Origin of the sequence: Massilia sp. UYP11 (assembly GCF_050434805.1) — a bacterium.
GTDB lineage: Bacteria > Pseudomonadota > Gammaproteobacteria > Burkholderiales > Burkholderiaceae_D > Telluria.
In genome coordinates this window covers 109,589-122,606 of record NZ_JBNDJE010000009.1, presented here as the reverse complement: position 1 = coordinate 122,606, position 13,018 = coordinate 109,589, and the positions used below count along the sequence as shown (strand labels likewise).

General features: G+C 68.4%; 12 protein-coding genes. 6 read left to right on the top strand and 6 right to left on the bottom strand.

Annotation, left to right across the window (positions count from 1 at the left end; translation table 11 throughout):
* The 3 genes from lolD to ABIB38_RS14520 are packed head-to-tail and all read right to left on the bottom strand — an operon-like array spanning position 1 to position 3,294.
* Positions 1-702, bottom strand: coding sequence for a lipoprotein-releasing ABC transporter ATP-binding protein LolD (gene lolD, locus ABIB38_RS14530; RefSeq protein ID WP_429204877.1), 702 nt, complete (start codon positions 700-702; stop codon positions 1-3).
* The gene (locus ABIB38_RS14525) at positions 695-1,972 is read right to left on the bottom strand and encodes a lipoprotein-releasing ABC transporter permease subunit (RefSeq protein WP_429204876.1); all 1,278 of its coding nucleotides are present in this window, start codon (positions 1,970-1,972) and stop codon (positions 695-697) included. Before ABIB38_RS14525 ends, lolD begins: the two co-directional genes overlap by 8 nt.
* A gap of 38 nt (positions 1,973-2,010) precedes the next feature.
* Positions 2,011-3,294, bottom strand: a complete 1,284-nt coding sequence (locus ABIB38_RS14520; RefSeq protein WP_429204874.1) for a lipoprotein-releasing ABC transporter permease subunit — start codon at positions 3,292-3,294, stop codon at positions 2,011-2,013.
* A 159-nt stretch (positions 3,295-3,453) separates the two neighbouring features.
* Here ABIB38_RS14520 and ABIB38_RS14515 point away from each other — a divergent pair, with 159 nt between their 5' ends.
* Both ABIB38_RS14515 and recJ read left to right on the top strand, forming a co-directional pair.
* A complete protein-coding gene (locus ABIB38_RS14515; protein ID WP_429204872.1) occupies positions 3,454-4,476 on the top strand; it encodes a hypothetical protein in 1,023 nt (340 codons plus the stop codon).
* A gap of 19 nt (positions 4,477-4,495) precedes the next feature.
* Entirely contained in the window at positions 4,496-6,199 is a 1,704-nt protein-coding gene (recJ, locus tag ABIB38_RS14510) for a single-stranded-DNA-specific exonuclease RecJ (RefSeq protein ID WP_429204871.1), read from the top strand.
* On the opposite strand, the gene ABIB38_RS14505 is transcribed toward recJ, so the two are convergent.
* Complete coding sequence (locus ABIB38_RS14505; RefSeq protein ID WP_429204869.1) at positions 6,196-6,963, bottom strand: YdcF family protein; 768 nt, start codon at positions 6,961-6,963, stop codon at positions 6,196-6,198. The two genes, recJ and ABIB38_RS14505, sit on opposite strands and share 4 nt — an antisense overlap.
* A 143-nt stretch (positions 6,964-7,106) precedes the next feature.
* Here ABIB38_RS14505 and ABIB38_RS14500 point away from each other — a divergent pair, with 143 nt between their 5' ends.
* Entirely contained in the window at positions 7,107-8,219 is a 1,113-nt protein-coding gene (locus ABIB38_RS14500; protein WP_429204867.1) for a metallophosphoesterase, read from the top strand.
* Positions 8,220-8,222: 3 nt separating this feature from the next.
* Here the strand turns inward: ABIB38_RS14500 and ABIB38_RS14495 are convergent, their stop codons facing one another.
* Positions 8,223-9,311, bottom strand: coding sequence for an MBL fold metallo-hydrolase (locus ABIB38_RS14495; protein WP_429204866.1), 1,089 nt, complete (start codon positions 9,309-9,311; stop codon positions 8,223-8,225).
* A gap of 329 nt (positions 9,312-9,640) precedes the next feature.
* Between ABIB38_RS14495 and ABIB38_RS14490 the strand changes: the two genes are divergently transcribed.
* Genes ABIB38_RS14490 through ABIB38_RS14480 form a run of 3 tightly spaced genes read left to right on the top strand, consistent with a single transcriptional unit; the run spans position 9,641 to position 12,337 of the window.
* Positions 9,641-10,804 (top strand): sialidase family protein, encoded by a 1,164-nt coding sequence (locus tag ABIB38_RS14490; protein WP_429204865.1) that lies wholly within the window; start codon positions 9,641-9,643, stop codon positions 10,802-10,804.
* Positions 10,804-11,511 (top strand): hypothetical protein, encoded by a 708-nt coding sequence (locus tag ABIB38_RS14485; RefSeq protein WP_429204864.1) that lies wholly within the window; start codon positions 10,804-10,806, stop codon positions 11,509-11,511. Before ABIB38_RS14490 ends, ABIB38_RS14485 begins: the two co-directional genes overlap by 1 nt.
* 4 nt (positions 11,512-11,515) lie before the next feature.
* On the top strand, positions 11,516-12,337 hold the full coding sequence (locus ABIB38_RS14480) for a hypothetical protein (protein WP_429204862.1): 822 nt from the start codon (positions 11,516-11,518) through the stop codon (positions 12,335-12,337).
* Positions 12,338-12,448: 111 nt separating this feature from the next.
* Here ABIB38_RS14480 and ABIB38_RS14475 read toward each other — a convergent pair whose 3' ends face one another.
* Positions 12,449-12,892 (bottom strand): YybH family protein, encoded by a 444-nt coding sequence (locus tag ABIB38_RS14475; RefSeq protein ID WP_429204860.1) that lies wholly within the window; start codon positions 12,890-12,892, stop codon positions 12,449-12,451.
* Positions 12,893-13,018: the final 126 nt, after the last annotated feature.

Sequence of the window (13,018 nt, the reverse complement as noted above, 5' to 3'; positions counted from 1 at the left end):
TCAGCCCTGGGCCGGCTGCAGGCCGTGCTCGGTCATGCGCAGCACGCGGTCGCAGCGGCGCGCCAGCTCCATGTCGTGGGTGACGATCACGAAGGCGGTGCCGAGGGTGCGCGACAGTTCGAGCATCAGGTCGAAGATGATCTGCGCCGTGGTGTGATCGAGGTTGCCGGTCGGTTCGTCGGCCAGCACGCATGCGGGCTGGGTGACCAGCGCGCGCGCCAGCGCCACCCGCTGGCGCTCGCCGCCCGACAGTTCGCCCGGACGGTGCGCCACGCGCCGGCCCAGGCCCACGCGTTCCAGGATCGCCTGCGCACGCTCCATGGCCACCGGGCGCCGTTCGCGCCGGATCAAGAGCGGCATCATGACGTTGTCGAGCGCCGTAAACTCGGGCAGCAGGTGGTGGAACTGGTAGACGAAGCCCAATGCCGTGTTGCGTAGTTCGCCGCGGCGCGCCTCGGACAGGTTGGCGAAATCCTCGCCGTGCAGGGTCACCGAGCCGCTGCTCGGCGTATCCAGGCCGCCCAGCAGGTGCAGCAGCGTCGATTTGCCGGAACCGGAGGCGCCGACGATGGCGACCCGCTCGCCGCGGTGGACGGCGAAATCGATGCCGTCGATGACGCGCACGTCGGCGTCGCCCTGCCTGAAGGTTTTACCGAGGCCGCGGCAGGCGAGCACCGGCGCGCCGTTGAATGCATCACTCATAGCGAAGCGCCTCCGCCGGTTTCACACGCGATGCGGCCCAGCTCGGATAAACGGTGGCGGCAAACGCCAGCAGCACCGAGATGACGCCGATGACGGCGACGTCCGGCCCATGCAGGTCGGATGGCACGGTACTGATCAAATATATATCTTTGGACAAGAACTCCACTCCCAGCAAACGTTCGATGAACGGAACGATGACATCGATGTTCAGGCTCACCGCTACCCCCATGCCGACGCCGGCAAGCGTGCCCAGCACGCCGATCACGCCGCCCTGCACCATGAAGATCTTCATGATCGACCGCGGCGACGAGCCCAGCGTGCGCAGGATCGCGATGTCGGCCTGCTTCTCGGTCACCGTCATCACCAGGCTCGAGACCAGGTTGAAGGCGGCCACCGCGATGATCAGGGTGAGGATGATGAACATCATCTTTTTTTCGGTCTGTACGGCAGCGTACCAGTTGGCGTTGAGCTTGGGCCAGTCGCGCACCGTGAGCGTCCCCTCCTTCGCGCCGCTCATCTGGTTCCTTAACTGCTCGGCCACTTCAGGCGCCTCGCGCACGTTGGCGATGCGCAGGCGCAGGCCCGACGGCGCCGGCAGCCGCTCCAGGCGCTGGGCGTCTTCCACGTGGATGAAGGACAGCGCGGCGTCGAAATCGAAGTGGCCGGCCTCGAAGATGCCGGCGACGGTGAAGCTGCGGGTGCGCGGCACCATGCCGGCGGGCGTGACCTGGCCCTGGGCCAGCACCATGGTGACCTTGTCGCCCAGCCCGACGCCGAGCGAACGCGCCAGCGCATAGCCCAGCACGATGTTGAAACTGCCGGGCTTCAAGGCGTCGAAACTGCCGGCGCGCACCTGGCGCGCCACGGTCGAGACCTTGTCTTCCTCGCCCGGCAGCACGCCGCGCACGATCGACGGGCGCATCACGCCGTCGCGCACCAAGAGGCCCTGGGTCTCGACGAACGGCGCCGCGCCCAGCACGGCGGGGTTACGCAGCGCCTCCTGCGCCGACGCGCGCCAGTCGGGCAGGCTGCCGGAAGCGTCGAATACCTCGATATGGGCCAGCACCGACAGCATGCGGTCGGTGACCTGCTTTTGAAAGCCGTTCATCACCGACAGCACGATGATCAGGGCCGCGACGCCGAGGGCGATGCCGGCCACCGAGATCAGCGAAATGAAGGAGATGAAGCTGCTGCGCCCGCTGCGCTTGCCGGCCCGCGTGTAGCGCAGGCCGACCTGCCACTCATACGGCAGTTTGTGGATGATGCTCATGTGTTCCCATGATCGGATTGGTGATGACGGAGTCGGCGTTATTCATACCTGAGCGCCTCGGCCGGCTTGACGCGCGACGCGGCCCAGCTCGGGTAGATCGTGGCCAGGAACGCCAGCACCACGGCCACGCCCCCGATCCAGCCGACGTCGCGCCATAGCAGCTCGGACGGCATTTCGCTGATCAGGTAGACCTCTTGCGACAGGAAGTGCACGCCGAGCACGCGCTCGATGGCCGGCACGATCACGTCGACGTTCAGCGCCACCAAAACGCCAAGGCCCACGCCGAGCAGGCCGCCCAGCATGCCCACCAGCGTGCCCTGCACGATGAAGATCTTCATGATGCCGCGCGGCGAAGCGCCCAGGGTGCGCAGGATGGCGATGTCGGCCTGCTTGTCCTTGACCGTCATGACCAGGGTCGAGACCAGGTTGAAGGCGGCCACCGCCACGATCATCGTCAGGATAATGAACATCATGTTCTTTTGCGACTGCACGGCGGCGAACCACACGGTGTTCACCTTGGTCCAGTCGCGCATGATCAGGTCGCCCGCCATCGACTGCTGCAGCTCGTAGGCCACGCGCGGCGCCTGCTGCAGGTCGGCCAGGCGCAGGCGCAGGCCGAGCGGCGCCGTGGCCCCGGTCGCGGTCTCGGCGTCACGGATGTTCACCAGCGCCAGCGTGGAATCGAATTCGAAGTGACCGGCCTCGAAGATGCCCGACACGGTCAACGCGCGCGAGCGCGGCAGGGCGTTTTCGCCGGGCGCGCTGGCGCCGCCCAGTATGCCGCTGCTGGCCACCAGCAGCGAGACGCGGTCGCCCATTTCGACCCCAAGCGAGCTGGCCAGCGCGCGGCCCAGCACCACGTTATAGGACCCGGGACGCAGCGATTCGATACTGCCTTCCTTCATCTGCTGCGCGACGTCGGACACGTTGGCGTCTTGCGCCGGCTCGACGCCGCGCAACAGGGCCGGCTTCATGACCCCACCGGCCAGCAGCATCGATTGCGCATCGAGGAAAGGGGCGGCGGCGCGCACCTCGGGGTGGCCAAGCGCCGCGCTGCTGGCGGCGCGCCAGTCCGGCATCGCGCCGCGCGCATCGAAGATCTCGACATGGGCCAGCATCGACAGCATGCGGCTGGTGACTTCCTTCTGGAAGCCGTTCATCACCGACAGCACCACGATCAGGGCGGCCACGCCGAGGGCGATGCCGGCCACCGACGCCATCGAGATGAACGAGATAAAGCTGTTGCGGCCGCTGCGCTTGCCGGCGCGGGTGTAGCGCAGGCCGATCTGCCATTCGTACGGAAGTTTGTGGGTGATGCTCATACAATCCTGTCGGTTCTTGTTCTTTTGGCTGCGCCAACCCGGCAGTTTGCCAGACAAACCACTTTTGTGGCGCCAATTATCAAAAACCCATGTGCAAACACCTGGCGGCAAGCCGAGATCGAACCCGCCGACCGGCCGGTTTTGGCCTAAAATAGCGGGATGGCTCATATTACGCTTGTCCTGCCGTTCGCCCTCCCGCTCCCCGAATTCGCCCCCGACCTGGTCCGCGCCCTGCAGGCGCCGGCATTGGCCGCGCTGCTGTCGCGCACCTCGAGCGCCCGGCGCGCCCCCGGAGCCGACGCCGCCCACGCCCTGCCGCACGAAACCTGGCTGGCGCGCCAACTCGGCCTGGCCGACGATGGCCCCACCCCGTTCGCCGGCGCCGCCATGCGCGGCTTCGGGTTCGAACCCGGTCCCGGCCGCTGGCATATCGTCACGCCGGCCCACATCCAGATCGCGCGCAGCCACCTGATGATGGCCGACGCGCGCCAGGTGAGCCTGGACGACGAGGATGGCCGCGCGCTGTTCGAGGCCGCCCGGGTCTTGTGCGAAGAGACCGGCCACGCACTGCGCTATGGCGATGCCCATACCTGGTTCCTGCGCGCCGACGACTGGACCGGCTTCGACACCGCCAGCCCGGACACCGTCGCCAATATGGACCTGACCGACTTCATGCCCAAGGGCGCCCGGGCGCAAGCGTTCCGGCGCCTGCAGAACGAGGTGCAGATGGCCTGGCATGCCCACCCGGTGAACGCCGCGCGCGAGGCGCGCCGGCTGCCGGTGGTGAACGCCTTCTGGGTCTGGGGCGCGAGTGTGCAGGGGCAGCCGCCCTCGACGAAGATGACCACCTACACATACGCCGTCCCCGGCTGGCTGGCCGCCCTGGGCCAGCAGCGCCTGGCGTCGCTCGACGACCTGGACGGCGTCCTGGCGCAGGGCGGCCTGCTGGTCGCCGGCAACCTGGGCCAGGCCGCGCTGGCCGCCGACTGGAGCGACTGGCTGCAGGGCATGCAGCACCTCGAAGACGCACTGTTCGCGCCGCTGCTGGCGGCGCTCAAGGATGGCCGGGTGCGCGAACTGCGCCTGGTCCTGAGCAGCCGCGAGGCGCTCGCCGACTACACGACGAGCGCGCTGGCGCAGCGCAAGTTCTGGCGCCGCCCTACATTGGACTCACTCATCTGACCGCATGGTTGACCGCATCTTGACTACCTCGACCCGCATCTCCACCCGCCCCTGCCCGTTCCGCATTTCGGAACTGCTGCGCCAGGATGGCGTCCACCCGGTGCTGGCGCGCATCTATGCCGCGCGCGGCCTGGAGCACGTGCGCGAACTCTCGAGCGAGCTGACGGCGCTGGCGCCGCCTTCGGGCCTGAAGCACATCGACGCGGCCGCCGCGTTCCTGGCCGACGCCATCGGGGCCGGCAAGCGCATGACCATCGTCGCCGACTACGACTGCGACGGCGCCACCGCCTGCGCGGTCGCCCTGCGCGGCCTGCGCGCGATGGGCGCCCAGGTCGACTACTTCGTGCCCAACCGCGTGGTGCACGGCTATGGCCTCACGCCCGGCATCGTCGAGATCATGGCGCGCGAAAAGAACCCCGACATCATCGTCACGGTCGATAACGGCATCGCCAGCATGGAAGGCGTGCTCGAGGCCAACCGGCTCGGCATCGAGGTCGTCGTCACCGACCACCACCTGCCGGGCGACGCCCTGCCGCCGGCGCGCGTGATCGTCAACCCGAACCAGCCCGAATGCGGCTTTCCGAGCAAGCACCTGGCCGGCGTCGGCGTGGTGTTCTACGTGCTGCTGGCGCTACGCGCCGAACTGCGCCGGCGCGGCGTGTTCGACGCCCAGACCCAGCCGAAACTGGACAGCCTGCTCGACCTGGTCGCGCTGGGCACCGTCGCCGACGTGGTCAAGCTGGACGCCAACAACCGCATCCTGGTCGCGCAAGGCTTGAAGCGCATGCGCGCCGGCCGCATGCATGCGGGCGTGGCCGCCCTGTTCCGCGTGGCCGGCCGCGAAGCGCGCTGCGCCTCGCCGTTCGACCTGGGCTTTGCCGTCGGCCCGCGCCTGAACGCCGCCGGCCGGCTGGAAGACATGGCGCTCGGCATCGAGTGCCTGACCACCGACGACGAGGGTCGCGCCTGGGCCATCGCCCAGCAGCTCAACGAGATCAACCTCAAACGGCGCGAGATCGAGGCCGAGATGCAGGACACCGCCCTGCTGCACCTGGACAGCTTCGAGCCCACCAGCGCCAGCACCATCGCCGTGTTCGACGAAGGCTGGCACCAGGGCGTGATCGGCATCGTCGCTTCGCGCCTGAAGGAAAAATTCTACCGGCCGACGATCACCTTCGCCCCGGCCGGCGACGGCTGGATCAAGGGCTCGGGCCGCTCGATCCCGGGCTTTCACCTGCGCGACGCGCTCGACCTGGTGTCCAAGCGCGTGCCTGGCCTGATCGACAAGTTCGGCGGCCACGCGATGGCGGCCGGCCTGTCGATCCGCCTGGATGCTTTCGATCATTTTTGCCAGGCGTTCGAGGCGGTCGGCCAGGCCTGGCTGACCGAAGCCCAGCTCGAGCGCATCGTCGAGACCGACGGCCCGCTCGAAGACGAGTTCTATTCGACCCAGTTCATCGCGCTGATGGACGACCAGGTATGGGGCCAGGGCTTCGCGCCGCCGGTGTTCTGCGACGAGTTCCGCGTGGTCAGCCAGCGCATCCTCAAGGAGCGCCACCTGAAACTCCAGCTCGAGAAGAATGGCCGCCGATATGACGCGATCTGGTTCGGGCACGCCGACAGCCTGCCCGAGCGCGCGCGGGTCGCGTTCCGGCTCGACGCCAATGAATACAATGGGGTGACCAAGGTGCAGCTGCTGGTGGAGCACGCCGAAGCCGCTTAGGATGCCCCGCTCGATCTGAGCCAGTACCAGGCATTCCCGATCAGCTCATACGTGGCGTACCACGAGCGGCGCATGCCCTCGGCGCTCGGCACCCAGGCGAGCGCGCCGCGCGCCTGGTCGCCGAAGAACATGGTGGGCGCATCCGTCACCCGCAGCCCGGCGCGCTGGAACACGGTGCGGGCGCGTTCCATGTGCATCGCATCGGTCACCAGCAGCACCCGCTCCACTTTGTCAAGGCGCAGCAGCGCGGCGCTGAAGGCGGCATTCTCGGCCGTATTGCGCGAACGCCCCTCGACCCAGCGCACCGGCACCCCGAAATCCTCGCGCAGCGCGCTGGCCATCGCATCGGCCAGGCTCGTGCTGCCCGCGCGTGGCGCGCCGCCGCTGACCAGGATCGGCAGCCCGGTGCGCCGATGCAGGTGCGCCGCGTAGCGCAGGCGCGCCAGCGCGACATGGTCGGGGATGTCGCGGCCGTCGTATTCCGGCGCCGCCCGCAGGCGGCCGGCAGCCAGCACCACGATCGCCTGCGCCCCGGCCTTTTCCGGCTCGCGCAGCGGGGTCGCCATCGCCTCCAGCGGCCGGACCAAAAAGCCCGCGCCGGCGCTGCTCGACAGGAGGACCAGCAGCGCCAGGGAAAAACCGGCGACGATGCCCCCGGCGCGCCGCCAGCGGCGCCGCAGCAGCAGGCCGAGCGCGGTCAAGAGGAGCAGGCTGGCGGGCGGAAGAATCAGGTTGCGCGCGACCGCGTTGAACAGTTCTGTCACTGGGCGATGGGGGATGACGGGGGCGACGCAGTATACACCCCACATGACTTCAGGAAAATTCCTGGCGACATGCAAATTGCATTCCCGCTATGATTGCCCGGTTCCGGACTCCCCCTCGCCGGCCCGAACCGGCGTCAGTACACATGTTTTCACTCATCCTCAACGGCATCGGCACGCTGATGCATTTCTATGTGGCGCATCGCCTGTATGCGCTCGCTCCCGTCCGCACGCGCGTCAAGGCGCGCTGGTGGTGGCTGGGCGCGCTGGTGGTCTGGGCCGTCTACCTGCTCGGCGTGCGCCTGGGCGACGCCGCCCTCGACTGGCGCTGGTGGCCGGGCCAGTTCGCCATGACCTGGCTCGGCATCCTGTTCGTCATGACCCAATACCTGCTGCTGGCCGACCTGGCGACCGGCTTCGGACTGTGGCTGCGCAAATGGGCGCCGAAGATTTTGGCGGCCGGCGCCATCGCCGGCGTGTCGGTCAGCGCCTTCGCCGTCTTCCAGGCGCTGCGCGCACCAGGCATCGTCGAGCACGAATTGACGCTGGCCGGCCTGCCGCAGGCGCTCGACGGCACGACCCTGGTCGCGATCAGCGACACCCACCTCGGCGCCCAGCGCCGCGCCGCCTGGCTCGGCAAGCGGGTCGACCAGATCAATGCGTTGGAACCGGCCGCGGTCGTGATGCTGGGCGACCAGGTCGAGGACGAGCCGATCAACGACGACCAGCTGGCGCCGGTGCTGCGCCGCCTGCGCGCGCCGCTGGGCGTGTGGGCGGTGACGGGCAACCACGAATACTACGGCGACGCCGGCGGCACGATCGCGGAATTCGCTGCCGGCGGCGTGAGATGGCTGCGCGACGAGCGGGTCGAGATCGCGCCCGGGCTGCACCTGGCGGGCCTGGACGACATCGGCCGCGCCCTGCGCAGAGGCGGCGACATCCATGCCGGCCTGGCCACGACGATCCCGAGCCGCGCCCAGGGCGCGACGATCCTGCTGGCGCACATCCCGGCGCCCGCCCTGGTCGAGCGCGCGGCGCGCGAAGGGGTGAGCCTGATGCTGTCCGGGCACACCCACGGCGGCCAGATCTGGCCCTTCAGCTACCTGGTCAAGCGCGAATTCCCGCACCTGGTCGGACTGCACCGCGAAGGCGACATGCAGCTCTTGATCAGCCGCGGCGCCGGCGGCTGGGGCCCACGCATGCGGCTGTGGCAGCCGGGCGAGATCCTCAAGCTCACCCTGCGCGCGCCGCCAGCGTAGCGGTCAGCGCGGGGCGGACGCGCGGTAGGTTTCCCCGATCTTCATCACGAAGAATTCGTCATCGGCCACGCCCTGCGCTCGGCGCGCGGTGGCCAGGTCGATCGCGGCCTGGTCCAGCCGCTCCTGCCCCATCGGATACGTCCCCCAGTGCATGCCGACGCTGCGCCTGACGCCCAGCTCGCGGTGGATGCGCACCGCTTCTTCCGGGCTGACGTGGGAATTGCGGTACCAGATCGGCTGGTAGGCGCCGATACCGATCGCCGCCAGGTCGAAGCCGCCGAAGCGCGCCGCGATGTCCTGGATGTCCTTCGAGTACCCCAGGTCGCCCGAGAAGAAGAAGGAATGACCCGGCCGCGTCACCGCGAAGCCGCCCCACAGGGTCGCGTTGCGGTCCCACGGCGAGCGCGCCGACCAGTGGTGCACCGGCAGCAGGTGCAGTTCGAGCCCCTGGTAGAAGGTCGTGTCCCACCAGTCCAGCTTGACGATGCGCGAACGGTCGCCACCGGTGACGTTCTTCTCCAGCCACCGGTCCACGCCCAGCGGGGCGACCAGCAGCGGCGGGCCGCCGGCCTGGCGGTACAGCCGGCGCAGCGAGTCGCGCGACAGGTGGTCGTAGTGCGAGTGGCTGATCAGGATGACGTCGATGCGCGGCAAGTCGGCAAGCGCCACGCCCGGCGGCTGCTGCCGCTTGGGACCGGCAAACGACAGCGGCGAGGCGCGCTCGTCGAACACCGGATCGAACAGGAGGTTCACGCCCGTCCCGGTCTGGAACAGAAAGGTCGCATGGCCGATCCAGGTCAGCGCCGGCGTGTCCCGGTTGGCATGGATGAAAGCCAGGTCCGGCGCCACCGCCGGGATCGGCGCGCTCGGCGCCCGCGCGGATTCGTCCTCGGTCCAGTTCTTGATGCGCGCCGTCCAGCCCTCGAAGAAGCCGAGTTCCGGCCGCCGGTAGGCGGGGTTGTTCGGATAGTTATTGGCAAAGCCTTCGGGCCGGTGGTGCGGCTTGGCTGAGTCGAAATACGGATTATGGTTCGCACATCCGGCCCCGAGCAGGACAAGGGTCAGGATGAGTAGTACGGGTAAAGTACGCATGCGGCAGAGTCCGGCTGTCAAAAAGCGCAAGTGTACGCGGAGATGGGAGCGGAGATGCGGGCTTACTATCGAGAAATTGCCGATAACTTAGCAAGCTTGCCATGATCTGCTCTTGATCGGCGGCATCCAGCGTGTCCTGCCGGCTGATCGGGTCGCGATTTCGGCCGATATCGCCCCTGCCTGATGTGCTTTCGCCGGCTTTCCGGTACGATAGCGCCTTTTGCTGGTCGGTTATTTAGCGCCAGCAATCCCGCAGCGACATGTCGCATCCGGGACGATCACTGTCAGAGCCCAGGTCGCAACTGCTGGGTTCCCTCTACTGGAAGCGAATGGAGAGTCCCCAGATCCCTCAGCCGCGCCCCCGCAATCTCGTCTTGCTCGGCTGCGTGCTCCTCGTGCTGCTCATGATCGGCGCCGAGGGCCTGCGCTGGAGCCGCGGCGCCCAGGCCGCCGCCCAGCCGAGCCTGGCCGATGCCGTGCGCGGCGGCCCGGTCACGCTCACCGAACTGTCGAGCACCCATATTCCGGCGCCGCTCGGCATGCCGTCGGCCCACGCCAGCTCGATGACGCCGCTGCCGGGCAACCGCATGCTGGCCTTCTGGTGGGCCGGCAGCCGCGAGAGCGGCCCCGACGTCAAGGTATATGCCTCGACCTGGGCCAATGGCGCCTGGAGCGCGCCGTGGATGGTCGCCAGCCGCGAGTCGCTTGGCGCCGCGCTCGGTTTCGGCGTGCGCCGCATCGGCAATCCGGTCGCCTGGACCGACCGCGACGGCAAGATCCACCTGTACGTCGTCGCCACCGGCCTCGGCGGCTGGGCGGCGTCGCGCATCGCCCACATCGTCTCGAACGACCAGGGCGCCAGCTTCCGCGTACGTCGCGTGCTGCCGACCTCGCCGCTATTCAATACCAGCGCGCTGGTGCGCACCTCGCCGCTGGCGCTCAGCGACGGCGGCTGGTGGCTGCCGGTGTATTTCGAGATCGGCAACAAATATCCGATGCTGATGGCGTTCGACCCCGAGGGTAACCCGACCTCGCTGGCGCGCATCGGCACAAGCACCTCGACCCTGCAGCCGGCCATCGTGGCGGTGTCGAAGACCGAGGTGCGCGCGCTGCTGCGCGACAATAGCGAAGCGCGTCGCATGCAGCATGCGGCCAGCATCGATGGCGGCGCCAGCTGGCGCGACCTGCCGGCGCTCGACCTGCCCAATCACAATACCTCGATGGCTGCGATCCGCCTGTCCAGCGGCCAGTTCCTGATGCTGCACAACCACGCCGCCGACGACGCGACCGCGCGGAGCAGACTGCGCCTGTCGATTTCCGACGACATGCGCAGCTGGCGCACGGTGGCCGATATCGCCATGGGCAAGGCCGGCGACGAGTTTTCGTATCCGACCCTGCAGCAGGTCGGCGACGAACTGCACGTCACCTATACCTGGCAGCGCCAGGCGATCGCCCACCACCGCTACCGCATCGATGCAGAAGGGACGATTTGATGGACCTGCCGGATCTCTCGACGCAAATCCTGTACGGGCGCCTGGGCTGGGCGATCGTCCTCGCCACCCTGGTGTGTGCGCTGTGGCGCCGGTCGGCGCCGATGTCGCGCGTGGCGCTGGCCGCGGTGCTGGCGCTCGCGCTGGCGGCGATGGCCCTGCCGGGCGCGCTGTCGCCGGCGTGGTGGCTGGGCCTGGCCTTCCAGTATCCGAGCGGACTGCTGGTCGGCTGCTGCCTGCTGCGCCTGGCCGAGCGCTGGCGCGGCATCCGCCGCAGCCAGGTCATGCCGCAGGCGCTGGCCGGCGTGCTGGCCGTCGGCGGCGCGCTGCTGTATCTCGACGCCGTCGGTTTGTTGGCGCGCGGCTTCTACTATGCCGGCTTTGGCCAGGGCGCCGCGCCGCTGTTCGGCATCGTCGCCGCCATCGCCTGCGTGCTGGCCATCGTGCGCGGCCACGCGCGCGCTCCGGCGGCGAGCCTGCTGGGCGCGCTCGCCCTCTTCGCGCTGCTGCGTCTGCCGACCGGCAACCTGTGGGATGCCCTGGTCGACCCGCTGCTGTGGGCCTGGGCCGTGGCCGCCCTGCTGGCCGCCGCGCTGCGTCGCGCCGGCCGCCGCGCCGCCGACCGCCTGCCGGAATCCGAACCCGATCCGGCCCCGACGCGCGCGCTGCAGCCGCTGGCGGCCGAACATTTTTCGTCTTTGAAGGAGTAATTGAGTGGTAGATAACAAATGGTACAAGCATCCGGTCATCATCTCGGCCTCGATCATCAACGCGTTCTGCCTGCTGCTGGCCCTGATCTGGGCCAACAATCCGCATGAGCTGTCGCGCCTGCTGGTGGAAGACGGCATCGTCGAATGGATGCAGTTCCTGGCATTTTCGCTGACCTCGGGCCTCCTGGGCTATGTCGCGCTCGCGCGCTGGAAGAGCGGGGGATTCGATCTCGGCGTGCTGGCGCTGGCGGGCCTGACCGGCCTGGTGGCCCTGGCCGCGCTGGAAGAAGTCAGCTGGTTCCAGCGCATCCTGAACATCCAGTCGCCGGAATGGTTCCTGCAAAATAACCGCCAGGCCGAAACCAATCTGCACAACCTGGGCTTCGGCGAGGAAAGCCTGCACAAGGCCGTGCTGCTCAAGGTCATCGTCATCACCGGCCTGATCCACAATCTGTTCCTGCCGCTGCTCGCGCTCAAGCGTCCGGCGATCCGCGCCTTCGTCGAGCGCTTCGGCCTGTACCTGCCGCCGCTGGCCGCCTCGGTGCCTTACCTGATCCTGGTGATCCTGTCGCACCTGCTGGTCGACCATCCGCGCAAGGGCGAGCTGGGCGAGACCTTCGGCGCGGTGCACTACATGGCCACCGTGTTCGGCGCCTATTTCGTCGGCGTCGCCTACGGCAACAAGCCGCTGTTCGAGGGCATCAGCGCGCGCCGCGTGTCGGTGCTCTTCACGCTGCTGATGTTCTACCTCCTGATGATGGGCTGGATGCTCAGCGCCGGCGCCGGCGCCGATGCGGCCATCGCCACGGGCCTGGGCGCGGACTAAGACGCCGAACGCGAGCGGGGCGGCGCCGGGGTCGCCCCGCCTGCCGCCCCGCTTTTCTTCCCTCTTTTCTCTCCGCTTTTCTCCCCGCTTCTCCCCGCTACTCTCCCGTGCCTACTCGGTGCAGTCGCACCCGCGATCGAACACGACCGCCCATCTTCCCGGCGCCTCCAGCCGCCACACCGTGTTGAAGCTGCCGATACGGCGGCCCGCCGCATCGCGCACCGGCCCGGTGCTGTAGGCCATCGTGCCCGACTCGACCACTTCCACCTGCCCGGGCTCCCATGAGAACGGCGGCTGCCGGCCGTCATAGTAGCGGCGCCAGGCGTTCAGCACCGCCTCCTTGCCGCGCTGGGTGCTGCTCCCGGTCATGAACACGGCCTCACGCGCCAGATAACGGCCAAAGCCCTCGAAGTCGCGCGCCGCCATGGTGGCGGCGAACGCGCGCTCGTGCTCCACCACCTGGCGCCGCAGGTCTTCGTGGGTCACACGCGCACGGCCGGTGGCGACGGCGGCCACGAGGCAGACGACGATCAATGATAGGGAACGGAGGCGCATTTGGCGAAAGTACAAAACTTTGCTATTTGGCAATTGAATGATTCTGTCACGGGACGGCTCGCTTGACAACCGTCCCTTGCACGCTATCCTGAAACGGAGTATAAATACTCCTATATCGGAGGAATC

Coding starts and splice junctions, on each gene's coding strand:
- lolD (WP_429204877.1), bottom strand. CDS start 702: ATGAGTGATGCATTCAACGGCGCGCCGGTGCTCGCCTGCCGCGGCCTC.
- ABIB38_RS14525 (WP_429204876.1), bottom strand. CDS start 1,972: ATGAGCATCATCCACAAACTGCCGTATGAGTGGCAGGTCGGCCTGCGC.
- ABIB38_RS14520 (WP_429204874.1), bottom strand. CDS start 3,294: ATGAGCATCACCCACAAACTTCCGTACGAATGGCAGATCGGCCTGCGC.
- ABIB38_RS14515 (WP_429204872.1), top strand. CDS start 3,454: ATGGCTCATATTACGCTTGTCCTGCCGTTCGCCCTCCCGCTCCCCGAA.
- ABIB38_RS14500 (WP_429204867.1), top strand. CDS start 7,107: ATGTTTTCACTCATCCTCAACGGCATCGGCACGCTGATGCATTTCTAT.
- ABIB38_RS14495 (WP_429204866.1), bottom strand. CDS start 9,311: ATGCGTACTTTACCCGTACTACTCATCCTGACCCTTGTCCTGCTCGGG.
- ABIB38_RS14490 (WP_429204865.1), top strand. CDS start 9,641: ATGGAGAGTCCCCAGATCCCTCAGCCGCGCCCCCGCAATCTCGTCTTG.
- ABIB38_RS14485 (WP_429204864.1), top strand. CDS start 10,804: ATGGACCTGCCGGATCTCTCGACGCAAATCCTGTACGGGCGCCTGGGC.
- ABIB38_RS14475 (WP_429204860.1), bottom strand. CDS start 12,892: ATGCGCCTCCGTTCCCTATCATTGATCGTCGTCTGCCTCGTGGCCGCC.